The sequence below is a fragment of the Constrictibacter sp. MBR-5 genome (assembly GCF_040549485.1).
Classification (GTDB): domain Bacteria; phylum Pseudomonadota; class Alphaproteobacteria; order JAJUGE01; family JAJUGE01; genus Constrictibacter.
The window spans coordinates 82,207-96,171 of record NZ_JBEPTK010000011.1 but is presented as its reverse complement, the minus strand read 5'-3'; the positions used below and the strand labels follow the sequence as shown (position 1 = coordinate 96,171).

14 protein-coding genes are annotated in these 13,965 nt (G+C 70.7%); 8 read left to right on the top strand and 6 right to left on the bottom strand.

Going from position 1 to position 13,965, the window contains the following annotated elements; translation table 11 throughout:
- Positions 1-7: 7 nt before the first annotated feature.
- The 3 genes from rpoZ to folK form a co-directional block, all read right to left on the bottom strand.
- Positions 8-421, bottom strand: a complete 414-nt coding sequence (rpoZ, locus tag ABIE65_RS20020; protein WP_354080196.1) for a DNA-directed RNA polymerase subunit omega — start codon at positions 419-421, stop codon at positions 8-10.
- A 155-nt stretch (positions 422-576) separates the two neighbouring features.
- Positions 577-2,601 (bottom strand): methyl-accepting chemotaxis protein, encoded by a 2,025-nt coding sequence (locus tag ABIE65_RS20015; RefSeq protein ID WP_354080194.1) that lies wholly within the window; start codon positions 2,599-2,601, stop codon positions 577-579.
- A 173-nt stretch (positions 2,602-2,774) separates the two neighbouring features.
- The gene (gene folK, locus ABIE65_RS20010) at positions 2,775-3,284 is read right to left on the bottom strand and encodes a 2-amino-4-hydroxy-6-hydroxymethyldihydropteridine diphosphokinase (protein ID WP_354080192.1); all 510 of its coding nucleotides are present in this window, start codon (positions 3,282-3,284) and stop codon (positions 2,775-2,777) included.
- Between the two features lie 137 nt (positions 3,285-3,421).
- Here folK and ABIE65_RS20005 point away from each other — a divergent pair, with 137 nt between their 5' ends.
- The 4 genes from ABIE65_RS20005 to ABIE65_RS19990 all read left to right on the top strand — a co-directional run bounded on the left by ABIE65_RS20005 (position 3,422) and on the right by ABIE65_RS19990 (position 6,194).
- A complete protein-coding gene (locus tag ABIE65_RS20005; protein ID WP_354080190.1) occupies positions 3,422-4,021 on the top strand; it encodes a LabA-like NYN domain-containing protein in 600 nt (199 codons plus the stop codon).
- A gap of 94 nt (positions 4,022-4,115) precedes the next feature.
- Positions 4,116-5,138 carry a hypothetical protein gene (locus ABIE65_RS20000; protein WP_354080189.1) on the top strand — a complete coding sequence of 341 codons (1,023 nt, stop codon included), beginning with the start codon at positions 4,116-4,118 and terminating at the stop codon, positions 5,136-5,138.
- Positions 5,139-5,237: 99 nt separating this feature from the next.
- Positions 5,238-5,825: a PAS domain-containing protein gene (locus ABIE65_RS19995; RefSeq protein WP_354080187.1), complete on the top strand. Its 588-nt coding sequence runs from the start codon at positions 5,238-5,240 to the stop codon at positions 5,823-5,825.
- An 81-nt stretch (positions 5,826-5,906) separates the two neighbouring features.
- Positions 5,907-6,194 carry an ElaB/YgaM/YqjD family protein gene (locus ABIE65_RS19990; RefSeq protein ID WP_354080186.1) on the top strand — a complete coding sequence of 96 codons (288 nt, stop codon included), beginning with the start codon at positions 5,907-5,909 and terminating at the stop codon, positions 6,192-6,194.
- Positions 6,195-6,288: 94 nt separating this feature from the next.
- Here ABIE65_RS19990 and ABIE65_RS19985 read toward each other — a convergent pair whose 3' ends face one another.
- Entirely contained in the window at positions 6,289-7,455 is a 1,167-nt protein-coding gene (locus tag ABIE65_RS19985) for a TAXI family TRAP transporter solute-binding subunit (RefSeq protein WP_354080185.1), read from the bottom strand.
- Positions 7,456-7,582: 127 nt separating this feature from the next.
- On the opposite strand from ABIE65_RS19985, the gene ABIE65_RS19980 reads away from it, so the two are divergent.
- Positions 7,583-8,827, top strand: coding sequence for an MFS transporter (locus ABIE65_RS19980; protein ID WP_354080184.1), 1,245 nt, complete (start codon positions 7,583-7,585; stop codon positions 8,825-8,827).
- Positions 8,828-8,862: 35 nt separating this feature from the next.
- Entirely contained in the window at positions 8,863-9,417 is a 555-nt protein-coding gene (locus ABIE65_RS19975; RefSeq protein WP_354080183.1) for a GNAT family N-acetyltransferase, read from the top strand.
- A gap of 4 nt (positions 9,418-9,421) precedes the next feature.
- Here the strand turns inward: ABIE65_RS19975 and ABIE65_RS19970 are convergent, their stop codons facing one another.
- Positions 9,422-10,111, bottom strand: a complete 690-nt coding sequence (locus ABIE65_RS19970; RefSeq protein ID WP_354080182.1) for a PepSY-associated TM helix domain-containing protein — start codon at positions 10,109-10,111, stop codon at positions 9,422-9,424.
- The gene (locus ABIE65_RS19965; protein WP_354080181.1) at positions 10,108-11,523 is read right to left on the bottom strand and encodes a DUF2271 domain-containing protein; all 1,416 of its coding nucleotides are present in this window, start codon (positions 11,521-11,523) and stop codon (positions 10,108-10,110) included. The genes ABIE65_RS19970 and ABIE65_RS19965 overlap by 4 nt, the downstream gene beginning before the upstream one ends.
- A 146-nt stretch (positions 11,524-11,669) precedes the next feature.
- Between ABIE65_RS19965 and ABIE65_RS19960 the strand changes: the two genes are divergently transcribed.
- Positions 11,670-12,602 carry a DUF4198 domain-containing protein gene (locus ABIE65_RS19960; RefSeq protein ID WP_354080180.1) on the top strand — a complete coding sequence of 311 codons (933 nt, stop codon included), beginning with the start codon at positions 11,670-11,672 and terminating at the stop codon, positions 12,600-12,602.
- Between the two features lie 61 nt (positions 12,603-12,663).
- Positions 12,664-13,959, top strand: a complete 1,296-nt coding sequence (locus ABIE65_RS19955; protein WP_354080179.1) for an SDR family oxidoreductase — start codon at positions 12,664-12,666, stop codon at positions 13,957-13,959.
- Positions 13,960-13,965 lie beyond the last annotated feature (6 nt).

Below are 13,965 nucleotides of genomic sequence, written 5' to 3'. Positions count from 1 at the left end.
GGCGGGCTCAGTCTTCCTCCCGGCGCTGAAAGTCGCCGACTTCGGCCGCCAGTTCGCGGGCGAGGGATTCGAGGTCGCTGTCTTCGCCCTCGGCCTCGTCGCCGGCCTCGTCCGACATCGGCTGCATCGCCAGTTCCGGCGTGAAGCTCTCCAGTTCGAAGCTCTCGGCCTCGACGTCCTCGAGGGTCTCTGCCTCGACGTGCTTCTGCTGACCCTTGATCAGGGACTCGTGCAGGACGTCCAGCTCGACCGTCTTCTCGGCGATCTCGCGCAGGGCGACGACGGGGTTCTTGTCGCGGTCGCGATCGACCGTCAGCTCCGCACCGGACGACACGTCGCGCGCCCGCTGGGCCGCCAGCATGACCAGCTCAAACCTGTTGGGGACTCTGAGGACGCAGTCCTCGACGGTGACGCGCGCCATGGCAAACTCATCGATTCCGGAAAGATGGGCGAAATATAAGAGCCGCGGCCGGCGCCCGCAACGAATCGCGGGGCCGGCGAAGACTTTCCGCCGGCCCCGCCGCTATTGTTGCACCCGCGCCGCGGTGCGGCGCCCGGTGTCCCGCGGTGCCGGGATCAGGCCGCCCGGACCGTGGCCAGGAAATCGTGGACCTCGCCGCGCAGCTGCTCGGCCTGCTGCGCCAGTTCGCCGGCCGCGCCGAGCACCTGTGTCGCCGCGGTGCCGACCTCGGATGCGGCCTGGGTCACGCCGGCGATGTTCTGCGACACCTCCTCGGTTCCCTGGGCCGCCTGGGCGACGTTGCCGGAGATCTCGCCGGTGGCGGCCCCCTGCTGCTCGACGGCCGCGGCGATGGTGGTCGCGGTCTCGTTGATGCCCTTGATGGTCCGGCCGATGCCCCGGATGGCGGTGACGGCCTGGCCGGTGGCGGCCTGCATCTCGTCGATCTGGCTGCGGATCTCCTCCGTCGCCTTGGCGGTCTGGTTGGCCAGGCTCTTCACCTCGGAGGCGACGACCGCGAACCCCTTGCCGGCGTCGCCGGCGCGCGCCGCCTCGATGGTCGCGTTGAGCGCCAGGAGGTTGGTCTGGGCGGCGATCGAGCTGATCAGCTCCACCACGTCGCCGATCTTCGCGGCGGCCTTGGCGAGGAAGTCGACGCTGGCGTCGGTGCGCTCGGCCTCGATCACGGCCTCGGTGGCACTCTGCGCCGACTGGGAGACCTGACGGCCGATCTCCAGGATCGAGGAGTTCAGCTCCTCGGTGGCGGCGGCGACGGTCTGGACGTTCGCCGTGGCCTGGCCCGAGGCGGCGGCGACCGTGGTCGCCTGGCGGCTCGTCTCCTCGGCGGTCGCGGACATCGACTGGGCGGCGTTCTGCATCTCCGTCGCCGCCGAGGCGACGGCACCGACGATGCCGCCGACCGACCGTTCGAAGCTGTCGGCGAGCCGCAGCATGGCGGCGCGGCGGTCCTCCTCGGCCTTGAGCTTCAGCGCTTCCTGCTCGTCGCGCAGGCGGTCGGCCTCGATCATCTTCTCCTTGAAGACGGCGACGGCCTTGGCCATCGTCCCGATCTCGTCGGCGCGCGTCAGGCCGGGGATCTCGGTCGTCTTGTCGCCATCGGCGAGGCGGGTCATGGCGCCGGTCATGCCGGTCACCGGCCGCGTGATGCTGCGCGCGATCAGGTAGGCGAACAGCAGGCCGATCAGGATCGCCGCTGCCGACGCCGTCAGGTTCACTGTTCCGGCGCTAGCGATCTCGCCCTCCGCCTTCGCGCGGATGTCGCCGAGCGCATTGCGCTGCGCCTCGACCGCCGCCGCCGACTGCGTCGCGAAGGCGTTCGCCTGCTGCGTCATGACGAGGTTCAGGAGTTCGTCCATCGCCGTCGTGGCGTCGACGACCGCGGAGAAGGCGGCGAGGTATTTCGGCCCCAACTCGTGCGCGTCCTTCGCCAGGTCGATCCGGTCCTGGTCGTACAGGCGGCCGAGCAGGGCGGTGACGCTGGCGTCGAAGAGCGCGAACTGCGCCCGCGCGGCGGCCACGGTCTCGGCGCTCGGAGCGCCGATGAAGCGCAGCGCTTCGAGGCGGCCGAGAAGCAGCGCCTGCTGCGCGGCGCCGGCATAGGCGGCATCTTCCATGTCGCCGGTGGCCATGGCCGCATCGACGATCTGGTTCAGGTCGCGCGCGATCGCAGTGCCCATCGGGTTCATCTGGTCCCGGACCAGCGCGTCGCGCTGTTCGCGCAGCGACACCAGCCGGTCGAAGGTGGCGGTGTAGCCGGCGAGCAGGCCAGAGAGTTCCTCGACCTGCGCCCGGCGTTCCGGATCGATCGTCAGCCCGGCTGCCGTTTCGAGATCGGCCGCGATTTCCGCGGCGACGGCGCGCACGCGCTCCGCATCTTCCAGCTTGCCGCCGGTTGCGAAGGCGAGGGCGTTCTCGCGCATGCCGGTGACGCCGCGCTCGATGGCCTGGATGCGGAGCGTGTTGTCCGTGATCTGCGCATACTCCTGGAACCCGTGCCGGGACGCGGAGAGGCCCTCATACCCGACGAAGGCGACGCCGGTGAGGATGACGAGGACGCTGCCGAAGCCGGCGTAGATGCGGTGACCCACTCGGAGGCGGGAGGGCAAGGTCAGAACGCTCAATTTCGATCTCCTGCCTGGGCGCGCGCGTCCGCGCGTCTTTTCTGGTGCAAGTCCTCCGACATCCGTTGCCGAAGACGAGCATGTTGAATGCACGGACAACGTCCGCTCACCCCGTGTTTAGCGGTGCAGGGTAACGAATGACTTAAAACGCGACTTGCGCGACGGCCGCGGGTCTACGGTGCCGGCAGCGGCTCCGCCCGCTGTTCGGCCGGCAGGGCCGCCAGCAAGGCGGCGGTTCCGGCGCCGCTGACGGGGTGGCGCCACGGCACGCCGAGCCGCGCCGTCAGGTCGGCGAGCGGGCGGACGACGAAGGCCCGTTCGGCGAGGCGCGGATGCGGCAGGGTCAGGTGCGGCTCGTCGATCACGAGGTCGTCGTAGGCGAGCAGGTCGAGATCGATGCCGCGGGCGGCGTCGCGCCGTGTGCGCACGCGGCCGAAGGCGGCCTCGACGCCGTGCATGAGCGCCAGAAGCCGGCGCGGGCCGAGGTCGGTGGCGAGGGCGGCGACGGCGTTGACATAGTCCGGCTGGTCCGAGGCCGGCACCGGCGCGGTGCGGTACCAGGGCGACACGGCCACGACCGCGACACCCGCGGCTTGCAGCCGCTCCAGCGCGGCTTCCAGCGTTTCGCGCGGGCCGGCATGGCCTGGCGTCGGCAGATTGGCGCCCAATCCGATCAGAATCATCGTCCGTCCCGTCCCGCCGTTGGCTTGCCGCAGTGCCCCCCCGACATTACCTTGTCGCGAAGGATTCGGTGTTTTCCAAGGTTATCGCGAGGCCGAGCCGACGCCGGTTCTCTCCCCTCATATTCACAGGTACATCCATGGTTTCATATCCGGACGAGCGGATCGCTTTGTTCATTGACGGCGCCAACCTCTATTCCGCGGCGCGCAGCCTCGGTTTCGACATCGATTACAAGAGACTTCTCGATCATTTCGCCCAGCGCGGTCGCATGGTGCGCGCCTTCTATTATACGGCACTGGTCGAGGATCAGGAATATTCGCCGATCCGGCCGCTCGTCGACTGGCTCGACTATAACGGCTTCACCCTGGTGACGAAGCCGACCAAGGAGTTCACCGACGCCAGCGGGCGGCGCAAGATCAAGGGCAACATGGACATCGAACTGGCGGTCGACGCCATGGAGATGTCCGAACACCTGGATCACATCTACCTCTTTTCCGGCGACGGCGACTTCCGCCGGCTGGCCGAGGCGCTGCAGCGCCGCGGCGTGCGTGTGTCGGTGGTCAGCACGATCCGCACCCAGCCGCCGATGATCGCCGACGAACTGCGCCGGCAGGCGGACCATTTCATCGAGCTGCAGACGCTGGCGCCGCTCATCTACCGCGACCATCCGAACCGCGACCGCAACGCGCCGCAGGGCGGGCGGGACGCGGGCGACACGGACTATGCCGAAGTCGACTGAAATAGCGGGGTAGGCCGCGAAGTAACCGCCTGGAAAGGATAGTGCGCGATCCTGCCGTTTCCTACAACGCGGCGGATCGCGAGCCGGGCAGGCGATGACTACAGCAGCGGGTGGCAGGGGCGAGGATTCGGGCGCTCCGGCGACCGTCACATTCGAACACCCGTTCTTCGCCGCCGTCGGCGACGGGCAGTTCCGCATGTCGGATCACACCCAGGCGCCGGCGCTGATGGTGAAGTTCGGCGACGGGGATGCGGCGCTGTCCTTCGCCGGCATCCGGCGCGAACTGCGGCTAGCCGACGGGTCGGCGGACGCCGCGATGCTCGACACGATCGCCGCGGCGCTGCAGTTCGTATCGCTGCTGAGGATCGGCGACCCGCTGCCGGCCGAGATCCTGAGCGGCGAGGCGTCGTGGGAGATCGAGCCGCGGCACCGCGAACTGGCGCTCGCGCGCCTGACCATGCAGCTGGTGACCTGGTCGTCGGGGGACGAGACGGCGATCACCGACGCGGAGGCGCTGAGCCAGGTGGCGGACGACCCGGCGACCCGCGCCAAGGCGGAGCGGGCGGCACTCGACGTCGCCGAGCGGCTGTCGATGGCCGACCAGGACGTCAAGACGACCCTGCGGGAGCTGGCCGAGGAACTGGCCTATATCGAGGCGCTGCGCGAGAAGTTCGCCGGCATTCTCGCGATGCAGGCGAAGATCGATGTGCTGAAGCGGAAGTTCAGCAACGAGCGCAGCGTCCTGGAGATCGCCGTCGCCGTGCGGCGGCTGATGACCATCGCCGTGAAGCGGCTGAGCAACCTGTTCGAGCAGATCGACGCGCAGACGGGCGAGATCGTCGGCATGCTGAAGAATCCGAAGGCGCAGATCGAGTATATCCGCGGCAAGCGCGACGAACTCTACTGCCGCATGGTCGCGTGGCGCGAGATCCTGGCGCGCTGGGACAAGTGCGACGGCCGGCCGAGCGAGGGCAATGTGGGGCTGCTGCGGGAAACCTATCGCTTCCTCGCGCCGCGCTTCATGCCGACCCAGCAATGGGTGCTGACCAGTCAGCTTCTGCAGCGCGGACCGCAGAACGGCGGCCGGCGCGAGATTCCGAATTCCGTCAGTTGGTAGCGCCGGCCCGTTGGTAGCGCCGACGTTGCGGATTATATCCAGCTTCGGCCCGCCGGACCCGACGCACGGGCGGCGCGCATTTTTGTGGGTTCCACGGCCATGGACGCGATCCTCGACGCACTGACCGATGCTGTGCTGAAGGGGGACGACGCGGAGATCGCCGACTTCTTCGCCAGACACGGCGCCGATCCCTGCACGGTCGCATGGTCGCCCGAGGCCGGGACGGTCGGCGAGCAGGAACTGCAGTTCCTGCTGCAGTTCTGGCATGCGCACCGGCACGAGGACGGGCTGCTGCCGCGCTCCGTCATCGATCCGCTCCGTTTGCGCCCGGCGCTGGGCTTCATCATGCTGCTGGACGTGATCGACGATGGGGCCGACTTCCGCTACAGCCTCTACGGCAGCCTGATCGCCGAGCGCACCGGCTTCGACTGGACTGGACGCCGGCTGTCCGACATGATCGCCCGGTCGTTCACCGGCATCTTCTACGCGGCCGTGTACCGGGCCGTGATGCGGCGGCGCTTGCCGATCTATACGAAGAGCTGGTCGCCCGGCCACGTCGCCGCGACGGGCTGGAGCCGGCTGATCCTGCCCGTCGGCCCGCGTGGGGACGTCGGGGCGGCCCCCGTGGACCGATTCCTCGTCGGCAACGTCCCCGGCGCCTGGCGGCCGCCCGGAACCGCGGCGTGAGCGTGGAACGGCCCGCGTGAGCGTGGAACCGGATGGTCGGCGCGGCCGTTTGCCCGCTACAGACTTACCGGGGAGCGCATGATGCCGACCACCACCCATACCACCAGCGACATCGCCGACAAGGCCGCGGCGGGCGCCGAGAAGACCAGCGACGACCTGCGCGAGCAGATGCGCGAACTGCGCCGCGAGACCGAGCAGCGCCTCGACCGCATGGCGCATCAGGTGCGCAGCTACGGTTCCGGGGTGGCGCGCGACACGCAGAGCCAGATTCGCGAGCATCCGTTGAGCAGCGTCGGCGGCGCCTTCGCGGTCGGCATGGTGGTCGGCTGCCTGCTCGCCAGCCTGGGCGGGATGGCGACGCGCCGCTGAGGCTTCGGCGGCACCTACGAAAAGAGCCCGCCGTCGCCGGCGGGCTCGAGGCTCGGGGGCTCCGGCAGCGATGCCGGAGCCCTTTCGCGTGGGATCAGTATTCCCACTTGTCCATGATCGGGATCAGGCCGGCCTCGGTCAGGGCTGCGGCACGCGTCGCCATCCAGCCTTCGTTGAAGGCCGCGTCGTCCTTGTCCTTCGACTTTTCGACATAGGCCTTCCAGGCTTTGCCCAGGACGTCCTGCCGCTTCATGTTGCGGTCGTGGACCTCCTGGTATTCCGGCTTCCAGATGCCGGCCTCCTTGTAGTAGCGCAGGGCGCCCTCGTGGTAGGGCAGGAAGACCTCGCCGAAGACCTGCCGCTTCACGTCCCAGCCGTTGGCGCCGGGCGAGGCGTCCTTGTACTCGTCGAAATACTCGATCATCGCCTTGGTCATGTTGTAGGCGAGATCCTCCGGCTGGTTCGAGGTGGTCACCAGGATCGGATAGGCGGTGTTCGCCATCTCCTGGCCTTCCTTCGGGATCGCCGCACCCAGGGTCGCCTTGTGCTTGAAGAACCAGGGCACGACCTTGTTCAGCCGCTTCCAGCCCTCGACGTCGTCGTGCGGCACCGGCGGGAAGTAGAGGCCGCGCGGGCTCGCCTCGACCTTCAGGAAGGGCGGCGAGTTGGTGGCGCCGTTGAGGGCGTCGAGCTGGCCCTCGATCATCGCGTTGACCGACGCGCCGTAGCCGCCGACCTCCACCTTGATGACGTCGTCCCAGGTGTAGCCGCCGAAGGCGAGGTAGGATTCGACCGCCTTGTTCAGCGCCGGCGCGCCCTTCACCCAGGCGACCCGCTTGCCCTTCAGGTCGTAGAGCGTCTTGATGTTGGCGTCCTTGGCCGTCGCGAGGCTGGTCGACGCCGCGTCGGACACGTTCAGGATCACCAGCCGGACGTTCATCGGCCCCCAGTCGCGGTAGCCGAACGTGTACATCGCCTCCTGGGCGTACACGCTGTCCGAGCCCGTCGCCGAGAACTGGACCTTGCCCTCGCGCAGCGGGGCCATGCGCGACACGTCGTTCTTGCCCGGCAGCACGCGCAGGTTCGAGCCGACCTTGTTCTTGATGACGCTGCCGACGCCGACGGCCTGGTTGTAGCCGGTGGTGCCGACGTCGTAGGCGGTCCAGGCGATGGTGGGCGGCAGCTTCACGTCCGCTGCGTGGGCGGATCCCGCCGTGAAGGCGGCGAGCGAGACCAGGGCCGCGAGGCCCCCTCTGGGCATGTACATACGTCCTCCCGTCTTGTTTTGAGACGCGCTGGCACGAAACCCGCGCGTCCATTAGTACTGGCGCATCGCACGCTCTTGGCGTCTTCGCGCCATACGGACCGAGCCTAGGGGACCAGCCGAGTTGTCGTCAACTTCAGCGGATCGGCGCGTCGGCGCCGGCCTGGCGACGTTCGCCATGTGCGCCGCCCAGGTCCTGGGCATGCTGGCCTTCGCGATCTACTCGGCGAACGTGCCGGGCTTCATCGCCGAATGGGGGATGAGCAACACCGAAGCGGGCTGGCTGGGCGGCGTCTTCTCCTTCGGCAACCTGCTCGGCATCCCCGTCCTGGTCACCCTGACCGACCGGTTCGACGCCCGCCGGATCTGGCTTGGCTCCATGGCGGTCATGGGCATCGCGCATCTGGGATTCTCGCTGTTCGCCGAAGGGTTGTGGAGCGCCATGCTGTTCCGCGGCCTCTCCGGCATCGGCTTCGCCGGCACCTACATCCCGGGGCTGCGCCTGCTGTCCGAGCACCTGGAGGGCAAGGCGCAGGCGCGGGCGATCACCTTCTACAGCGCGGGGACCGGCCTCGGCGGCGCGACGTCCTTCTTCATGTGCGGCATCGTCCTCCAGCGCTACGGCTGGGAGGGCGCCTATGCCGTCGGGGCAGCCGGCTGCGCCGTCGCGCTGCTGATCGTCCTGGCGGTGATGCCGGCGTCGCGGCGGTCGGCCGGCAGCCATTCCGGCCCGCTGCTGAACCTGGGGCCGGTGGTCCGCAACCGCCCGGCGCTCGCCTACGTGCTCGCCAACATGGGCCACAGCTTCGAGAACTACGGGGCGCGCGGCTGGACGGTCGCCTTCCTGGTCTTCTCGATGGGCTATCTCGGGCTGCATGGCCTGCCGTTCGGCCTGTCGGCGCCGAGCCTGATGGCGGCGATCGTCCTCGCGGGATCGTTCGGCGGCTATTTCGGCGGCACCCTGGGCGAGCGATTCGGCCGGCGGCCGATCGCGCTCGCGGTGGTTGCCGCCTCGTTGGTGGCCGCCGTGCTGGCGGGCCTGTCGCCGATGCTCTCGCCGATCTTCCCTTTCGCGGTGGTCTTCGGTCTGGTGGTGATCCACAGCGTGACCATGACCATGGACAACGGCGTGCTGAACGCCGGCGCGCTGGCCGCGGCGCAGCCGGAGCTGCGCGGCGCCACCATGGCGGTCTACGGCTTCTTCGGCTTCATCGGCGCCATGCTGGGCCCCACCGTCTTCGGGCTGGTCCTCGACCTGGTCGGCAGCGACCACGTGCTCGGCTGGGCCGCCGCCTTCGGCACGCTCGGCTTGGTCGGGCTGCTCTGCGCGTCCGGCCTGTTCTTTCTGCGCGAGGACGAGCGGCGATAGTGCCGCGTCCCGCCATCCCGTCCCAGGAGGTGTCCATGCAGCCTGCCGCCGACTCGCCTGCTGTCCGTCCGTCGCGCGACGAGGATCTTCCGCAGATCCAGGCGATCTATGCGCACCACGTCCTGCATGGCTTCGGTTCGTTCGAGGAGGTGCCGCCGGACGCGGCCGAGCTGGGCCGGCGGCGGGGCGACGTGCTGGGCCGCGGGCTGCCCTATCTGGTGGCGGAGATGGAGGGGCGGATCGTCGGCTATGCCTATGCCGGCGCCTATCGGCCGCGGCCGGCCTATCGCCACACGGTGGAGAATTCGGTCTACGTCGCGCACGGTCAGGCGGGGCGCGGCATCGGCCGGGCGCTGCTGAGCGAACTGATCCGGCTCTGCGCGGCGGCCGGCGCCCGGCAGATGATCGCGGTGATCGGCGACAGCGGCAATGTCGGCTCGATCGCGCTGCACGCCGCGCACGGCTTCGCCTATTCCGGCCTGCTGCGGGCCGTCGGCTTCAAGCACGGCCGCTGGGTCGATTCGGTCATCATGCAGCGGTCGCTCGGCCCCGGCGACTGCACGCTGCCGGACGGCACGCCGGCGCGCTGACGGTTCAGGGAACGAACAGCCAGACCATGCCGGCCATGGCGCCGAGGCTGAGCGCGGTCAGCTTCAGGCTGGTGGCGAGGCGCAGGCGCAGGCTGAAGAACAGGACGTAGCCCAGCACCGACAGCGCCAGGATGAGGCCGGCGCTGATGTCGATGAAGGCGCTCCAGACGCTGCCGGCGTTCTTGCCGCGGTGCAGGTCGTTGAGCAGGGCCATCGCCGTGGCGCGCCGGATCTCGATCTCGGCGGTGCCGGTCGTCAGGTCGACGATCAGGTCCGAGGTGCCGGTGACGCCCTCGAAGCGGAGATAGGCCTCGTCGCCGACGATCTCGCCGCTGCGGAAGGCGCCGCGCAGCGACGTCGTCCGCGCCACCGCGGCGGCGATGGCCCGCACCGGATCGGGGGCGGCCTTCGCCTGCGCCAATGCCGCCGGGGGGATGTCGACGGTCGCCACGTCCGCCGCCTTCTTGCCGCTGCCGAACCATTCGGGATGGTTCAGCGTGATGCCGGTGACGGCGAAGAACATCAGCGTCAGGAAGGCGAAGGCCGAGATGTAGGTGTGCAGCATCCGGCACTGGCGGTAGAAGGCCGCCTTGTTGAAGCGCCGCCGCGGCAGGATCGCGCCGTCCGTGCCGGCGGCGGCATCGCGCCGCCGCCGGCGCTGCCGATGGGGATGCGGATGGACCTCGACGGTCACGGCGTCTTTCCGTACCGCATGGTCAGGGCGCCGAGTTCCTCCTTCGCCGGGATCGACACCTCCGCCGGCTCGCCGCCCAGGTCGAGTTCGGCCGACTGGTAGGTGTGGCCGCCGTGCTCGCGCGCCGCCTCGACGTGGATCAGGTAGCGGCCGGGGGCGGCGCGGGCGCCGTCGTCGGTCGTGCCGTCCCAGACGGCGCTGTAGGTGCCCGGCTGGCGCGACGGCTTGGTCATCGTGTGGAGACCCTCCGTCTTACGGCCGTAGCGGCGCCACCAGACATAGTTCGAATCGAGCCAGCGCGCCTCGTCGCCGAGCAGCAGCAGCGTGCGGATCAGCTGGCGCTTCTCGTCGGTGATCCAGATCGCGACGTAGGGGGCGCGGTAGTTCTCCGCCTCGATCTTCGGGATCTGGTAGCCGACCGTCAGCGCCTCGCCCTCGGGCCAGGCGGTGGCGGCGTCGCTGCTGCGCCGCAGGGCGGCATCGCCGGCGGTCAGACCGTCCCAGCCGTCGGTCAGCCAGGTGCGCCCGTCGTCGGCGACGATCATCGCCTCGACGCCCGGCAGGCCCGCCGCGATCCGCAGGCTGCGATCGGGCGGCAGCAGGGTGAAGGCGGTGGCGAGCGCGTCGGCGTCGGCGGTGCTGCCGGCGACCACCGTGGCGGCGTGCAGCCGCGCGGCCGGACGGCCGTCGGCGGGCGACAGGATGTGGCCGCCGCGCGCCGCGCTGCCGCTGGAGGCGACCGCCCTGTCGGCGAGCGCCAGGACGGCCGCGGCGGGCGCCGTCTCGTCCATGCGGCCGGCGGATGCCACGCCGATGCGCCAGCAGCCGCCGGCCGGGCCGCTGCCCCAGCAGCGCACGTCGCCGCCGATGTCGATCATCAGCCCGGCGAGGTCCGGCGCCGCCCGGCGGGCGGCCGCGACGGCGGCGTCGACGATCCAGCCCTTCGCGACGCCGTCGAGGTCGAGCCGCAATCCGTCGGGCCGGGTGACGGTACGCGCCGCCGGATCGAGGCCGACCGCGCCAGGCATTGGCCCGTCGGCATCGACGCGGCGGGTGTCGAAGACGCCGTCGCTCGCGGCGCGCCAGCGTTCGGCCGCGGCGACCACCGCGAACAGGTCGTCCGAAACGGCGATCGCGGCGCCGTCCGCCACGCGCCGGTTCAGGGCGGAGACTTCGCTGTCGTCGCGCCAGCCGCTGAGGATACGGTCCAGGCGGGCGATCTCGGCCCGCGCTGCGGCCACCGCGACCAGTGCCGAACCCTCGCCGCCTACAGCCACCACGTCCAGCGACGTGCCGAGGACGTGGTCGTCGTGGAAGCGGTGCGACTGCGCCGCCGCTGGTGCGGCGGCCGCGGCGATTGCGGCGATACCGGCACCGGCCGACAGCGACCGGAGCCAAAGCGACTGACCCATTGTGCGACTACCCCTGGACCGCGCGGGCCCGCCCACCGGGGCCCTCCATCCGCGCCGGAGGCACTATCTTGAAAACAGTTCGCAATCGCAATATAGCTCGTCGCCGATCGATCGGCGGTCTGGCGGAAACTTTTCGGGGTAGGGCGATGAAGCGAACGGGACTGTTGACGGCGACGGCCGTGGGACTGGCGATGGCGGCGATCGGCCCCGCGGCGGACGCCCATTCGCCCTATCTCCAGCCGACCCAGTTCGCGCCGACGCGCGGCTATGTCGCCGTGCTCGCGGCCCTGACCGAAGAGGTCTATTTCGTTCCGGACTTCGCCCTGCGCGGCGAGGGCTTCTTCCTGGTCGACCCCGAGGGCCGGCGCAGCGAAATCAAGAACGTCGCCCCGATGAAGTCCTTCGTCGCCGCCGAGGCGGACCTGCCGGCGGACGGCACCTACCGCATCACCACCGGCGACCGGGCCGGCCGCAGCGCCAAGTTCGCCAAGATCGACGGCCGCTGGCTCGCGGTGCGCCAGCCGCGTCCCGGCCAGCAGCAGCGGCAGGAGGGACAGCAGCGGCAGCAGGCCGAGCGCCAGCGGGCCGGCCAGATGGAGCGCGGCGGCCCGCAGGGTGCCCCGGCGGCGGGCGGCGAGCGGCCGCGCGCCATCGACGAGGCGGACCTGCCGGCCGGCGCCGAGATCGCCGAGATGCGGGCGGTCGTGGTCGCCGAGACCTATGTGACGCGCGGCGCGCCGTCCGATGCCGCGGTGAAGCCGACGGGCAAGGGCTTCGAACTGAAGCCGCTGATCCACCCGAACGAGATCTTCCTCGACACCGGCTTCCCCTTCGAGATCCTGATGGACGGCAAGCCGGTCGAAGGCGTCGCGCTGGAGGTCTTCCGCGGTGGCAACGCCTACGAGGACAAGAAGGTCTACGGCGAGGTCACGACCGACGTGGCGGGCCGCGCGACGGTCGCCTTCGATAGGCCGGGCGTCTACGTCCTGACGACCCGCTATCCCGGCCGCCCCGCACCGGGCGAAGCCCCGCCGCCGCGCAGCTACAGCTACGCCCTGACGGTCGAGGTCACGCTCTAGGCGCATCGGCGGCGCCGGTCGTGCTAACCGTGTCCGGCGGATTCCGCTGGACGGTTGGCAGATGCGCGTTCTCGTCGTCGGCGCCTACGGGCTGATCGGCTCGCATGTCCTGGTCGCGCTGCGGCGCGGCGGGCACGACATCGTGGCGGCCGGGCGCCGGATCGAGGCGGCCCGGCGCGCCTATCCCTATGCCCGGTGGATCGCGGCGGACCTCGCGAGTATGCGACGGCCCGACGACTGGGCGCCGCTGCTGGCCGGGGTGGACGCCGTGATCAACTGCGCCGGCGTGCTGCAGGACGGACCGCGGGACGATCTGCGCGGCGTTCAGGTGGACGGCACGGTGGCGCTGTTCCAGGCCTGCGCGGCGGCCGGCGTGCGTCGCCTCGTCCATGTCTCTGCCGCCGGGGTGGGGCCGGGGGCGGGCACCGCCTTCTTCGCGACGAAGCACGAGGCCGAGACGGCGCTCGCCGCGATCGACATCGCCTGGGTGGTGCTGCGGCCCGGCCTCGTCCTGGCGCCGATGGCGTATGGCGGCACGGCCCTGCTGCGCGGGCTCGCCGGGTTTCCGTGGATCGTGCCGGCCGTCCATGCCGACAGCCTCGTCCAGACCGTGGCGGTGGACGACGTCGCCGCCGCGGTGCTGCGGGCGCTCGACCCGGCGGCACCGGCGCGCGTCGCGGTCGACGTCGTCGCGGACGAGCCTGCGCGCCTCGGCGACCTGCTGACGGCGCTGCGCGCCTGGCTGGGACTGCCGCCGGCGCCGGTGGTGCCCCTGCCGGCCTGGACTGCCCGGCTGACCGCCGGCGCCGCGGATGCGGCGGGGTGGGCCGGCTGGCGCAGCCCGATGCGCAGCACGGCGATGGCGCAGGCACGCGACGGCGTCATCGGCACGGCCGGCGCCTGCCAGCGCCTGCTGGGGGTGCGACCGAAATCCCTCGCCGAGACCCTGGAGGCCTGGCCCGCCGGCGTGCAGGAACGCTGGTTCGCGAGGCTCTATTTCGTCAAGCCGCTGGCGCTAGTCGTGCTGGCGCTGTTCTGGCTGGTGTCGGGGCTGATCGGGCTGGCGCGGATCGGCGATGCGGCCGCCGTCCTGACCGTCGCCGGGTGGAGCGGCGGGGCGGCGACCGCCGCCGTGGTCGCCGGGTCGCTCGTCGACATCGCCCTGGCGGCGCTGGTCTGCTTCCGCCGGACCGCGCCGGCCGCGCTGATCGGCATGGTGGCGGTCAGTGCCGCCTATCTCCTCGCGGCGACGGTCGTCCGGCCCGATCTGTGGCTCGATCCGATGGGGGCGCTGGTCAAGACGGTGCCGGCGGCGCTGCTGGCGCTGGCGACCCTGGCGGTCATGGACGAACGGTAGGGGCGG

Bases quoted from the DNA above. Each gene is read 5' to 3' on its own strand.
- rpoZ (WP_354080196.1), bottom strand. From the start codon at position 421: ATGGCGCGCGTCACCGTCGAGGACTGCGTCCTCAGAGTCCCCAACAGG.
- folK (WP_354080192.1), bottom strand. From the start codon at position 3,284: ATGATTCTGATCGGATTGGGCGCCAATCTGCCGACGCCAGGCCATGCC.
- ABIE65_RS20005 (WP_354080190.1), top strand. From the start codon at position 3,422: ATGGTTTCATATCCGGACGAGCGGATCGCTTTGTTCATTGACGGCGCC.
- ABIE65_RS20000 (WP_354080189.1), top strand. From the start codon at position 4,116: ATGACTACAGCAGCGGGTGGCAGGGGCGAGGATTCGGGCGCTCCGGCG.
- ABIE65_RS19995 (WP_354080187.1), top strand. From the start codon at position 5,238: ATGGACGCGATCCTCGACGCACTGACCGATGCTGTGCTGAAGGGGGAC.
- ABIE65_RS19990 (WP_354080186.1), top strand. From the start codon at position 5,907: ATGCCGACCACCACCCATACCACCAGCGACATCGCCGACAAGGCCGCG.
- ABIE65_RS19985 (WP_354080185.1), bottom strand. From the start codon at position 7,455: ATGCCCAGAGGGGGCCTCGCGGCCCTGGTCTCGCTCGCCGCCTTCACG.
- ABIE65_RS19975 (WP_354080183.1), top strand. From the start codon at position 8,863: ATGCAGCCTGCCGCCGACTCGCCTGCTGTCCGTCCGTCGCGCGACGAG.
- ABIE65_RS19965 (WP_354080181.1), bottom strand. From the start codon at position 11,523: ATGGGTCAGTCGCTTTGGCTCCGGTCGCTGTCGGCCGGTGCCGGTATC.
- ABIE65_RS19960 (WP_354080180.1), top strand. From the start codon at position 11,670: ATGAAGCGAACGGGACTGTTGACGGCGACGGCCGTGGGACTGGCGATG.
- ABIE65_RS19955 (WP_354080179.1), top strand. From the start codon at position 12,664: ATGCGCGTTCTCGTCGTCGGCGCCTACGGGCTGATCGGCTCGCATGTC.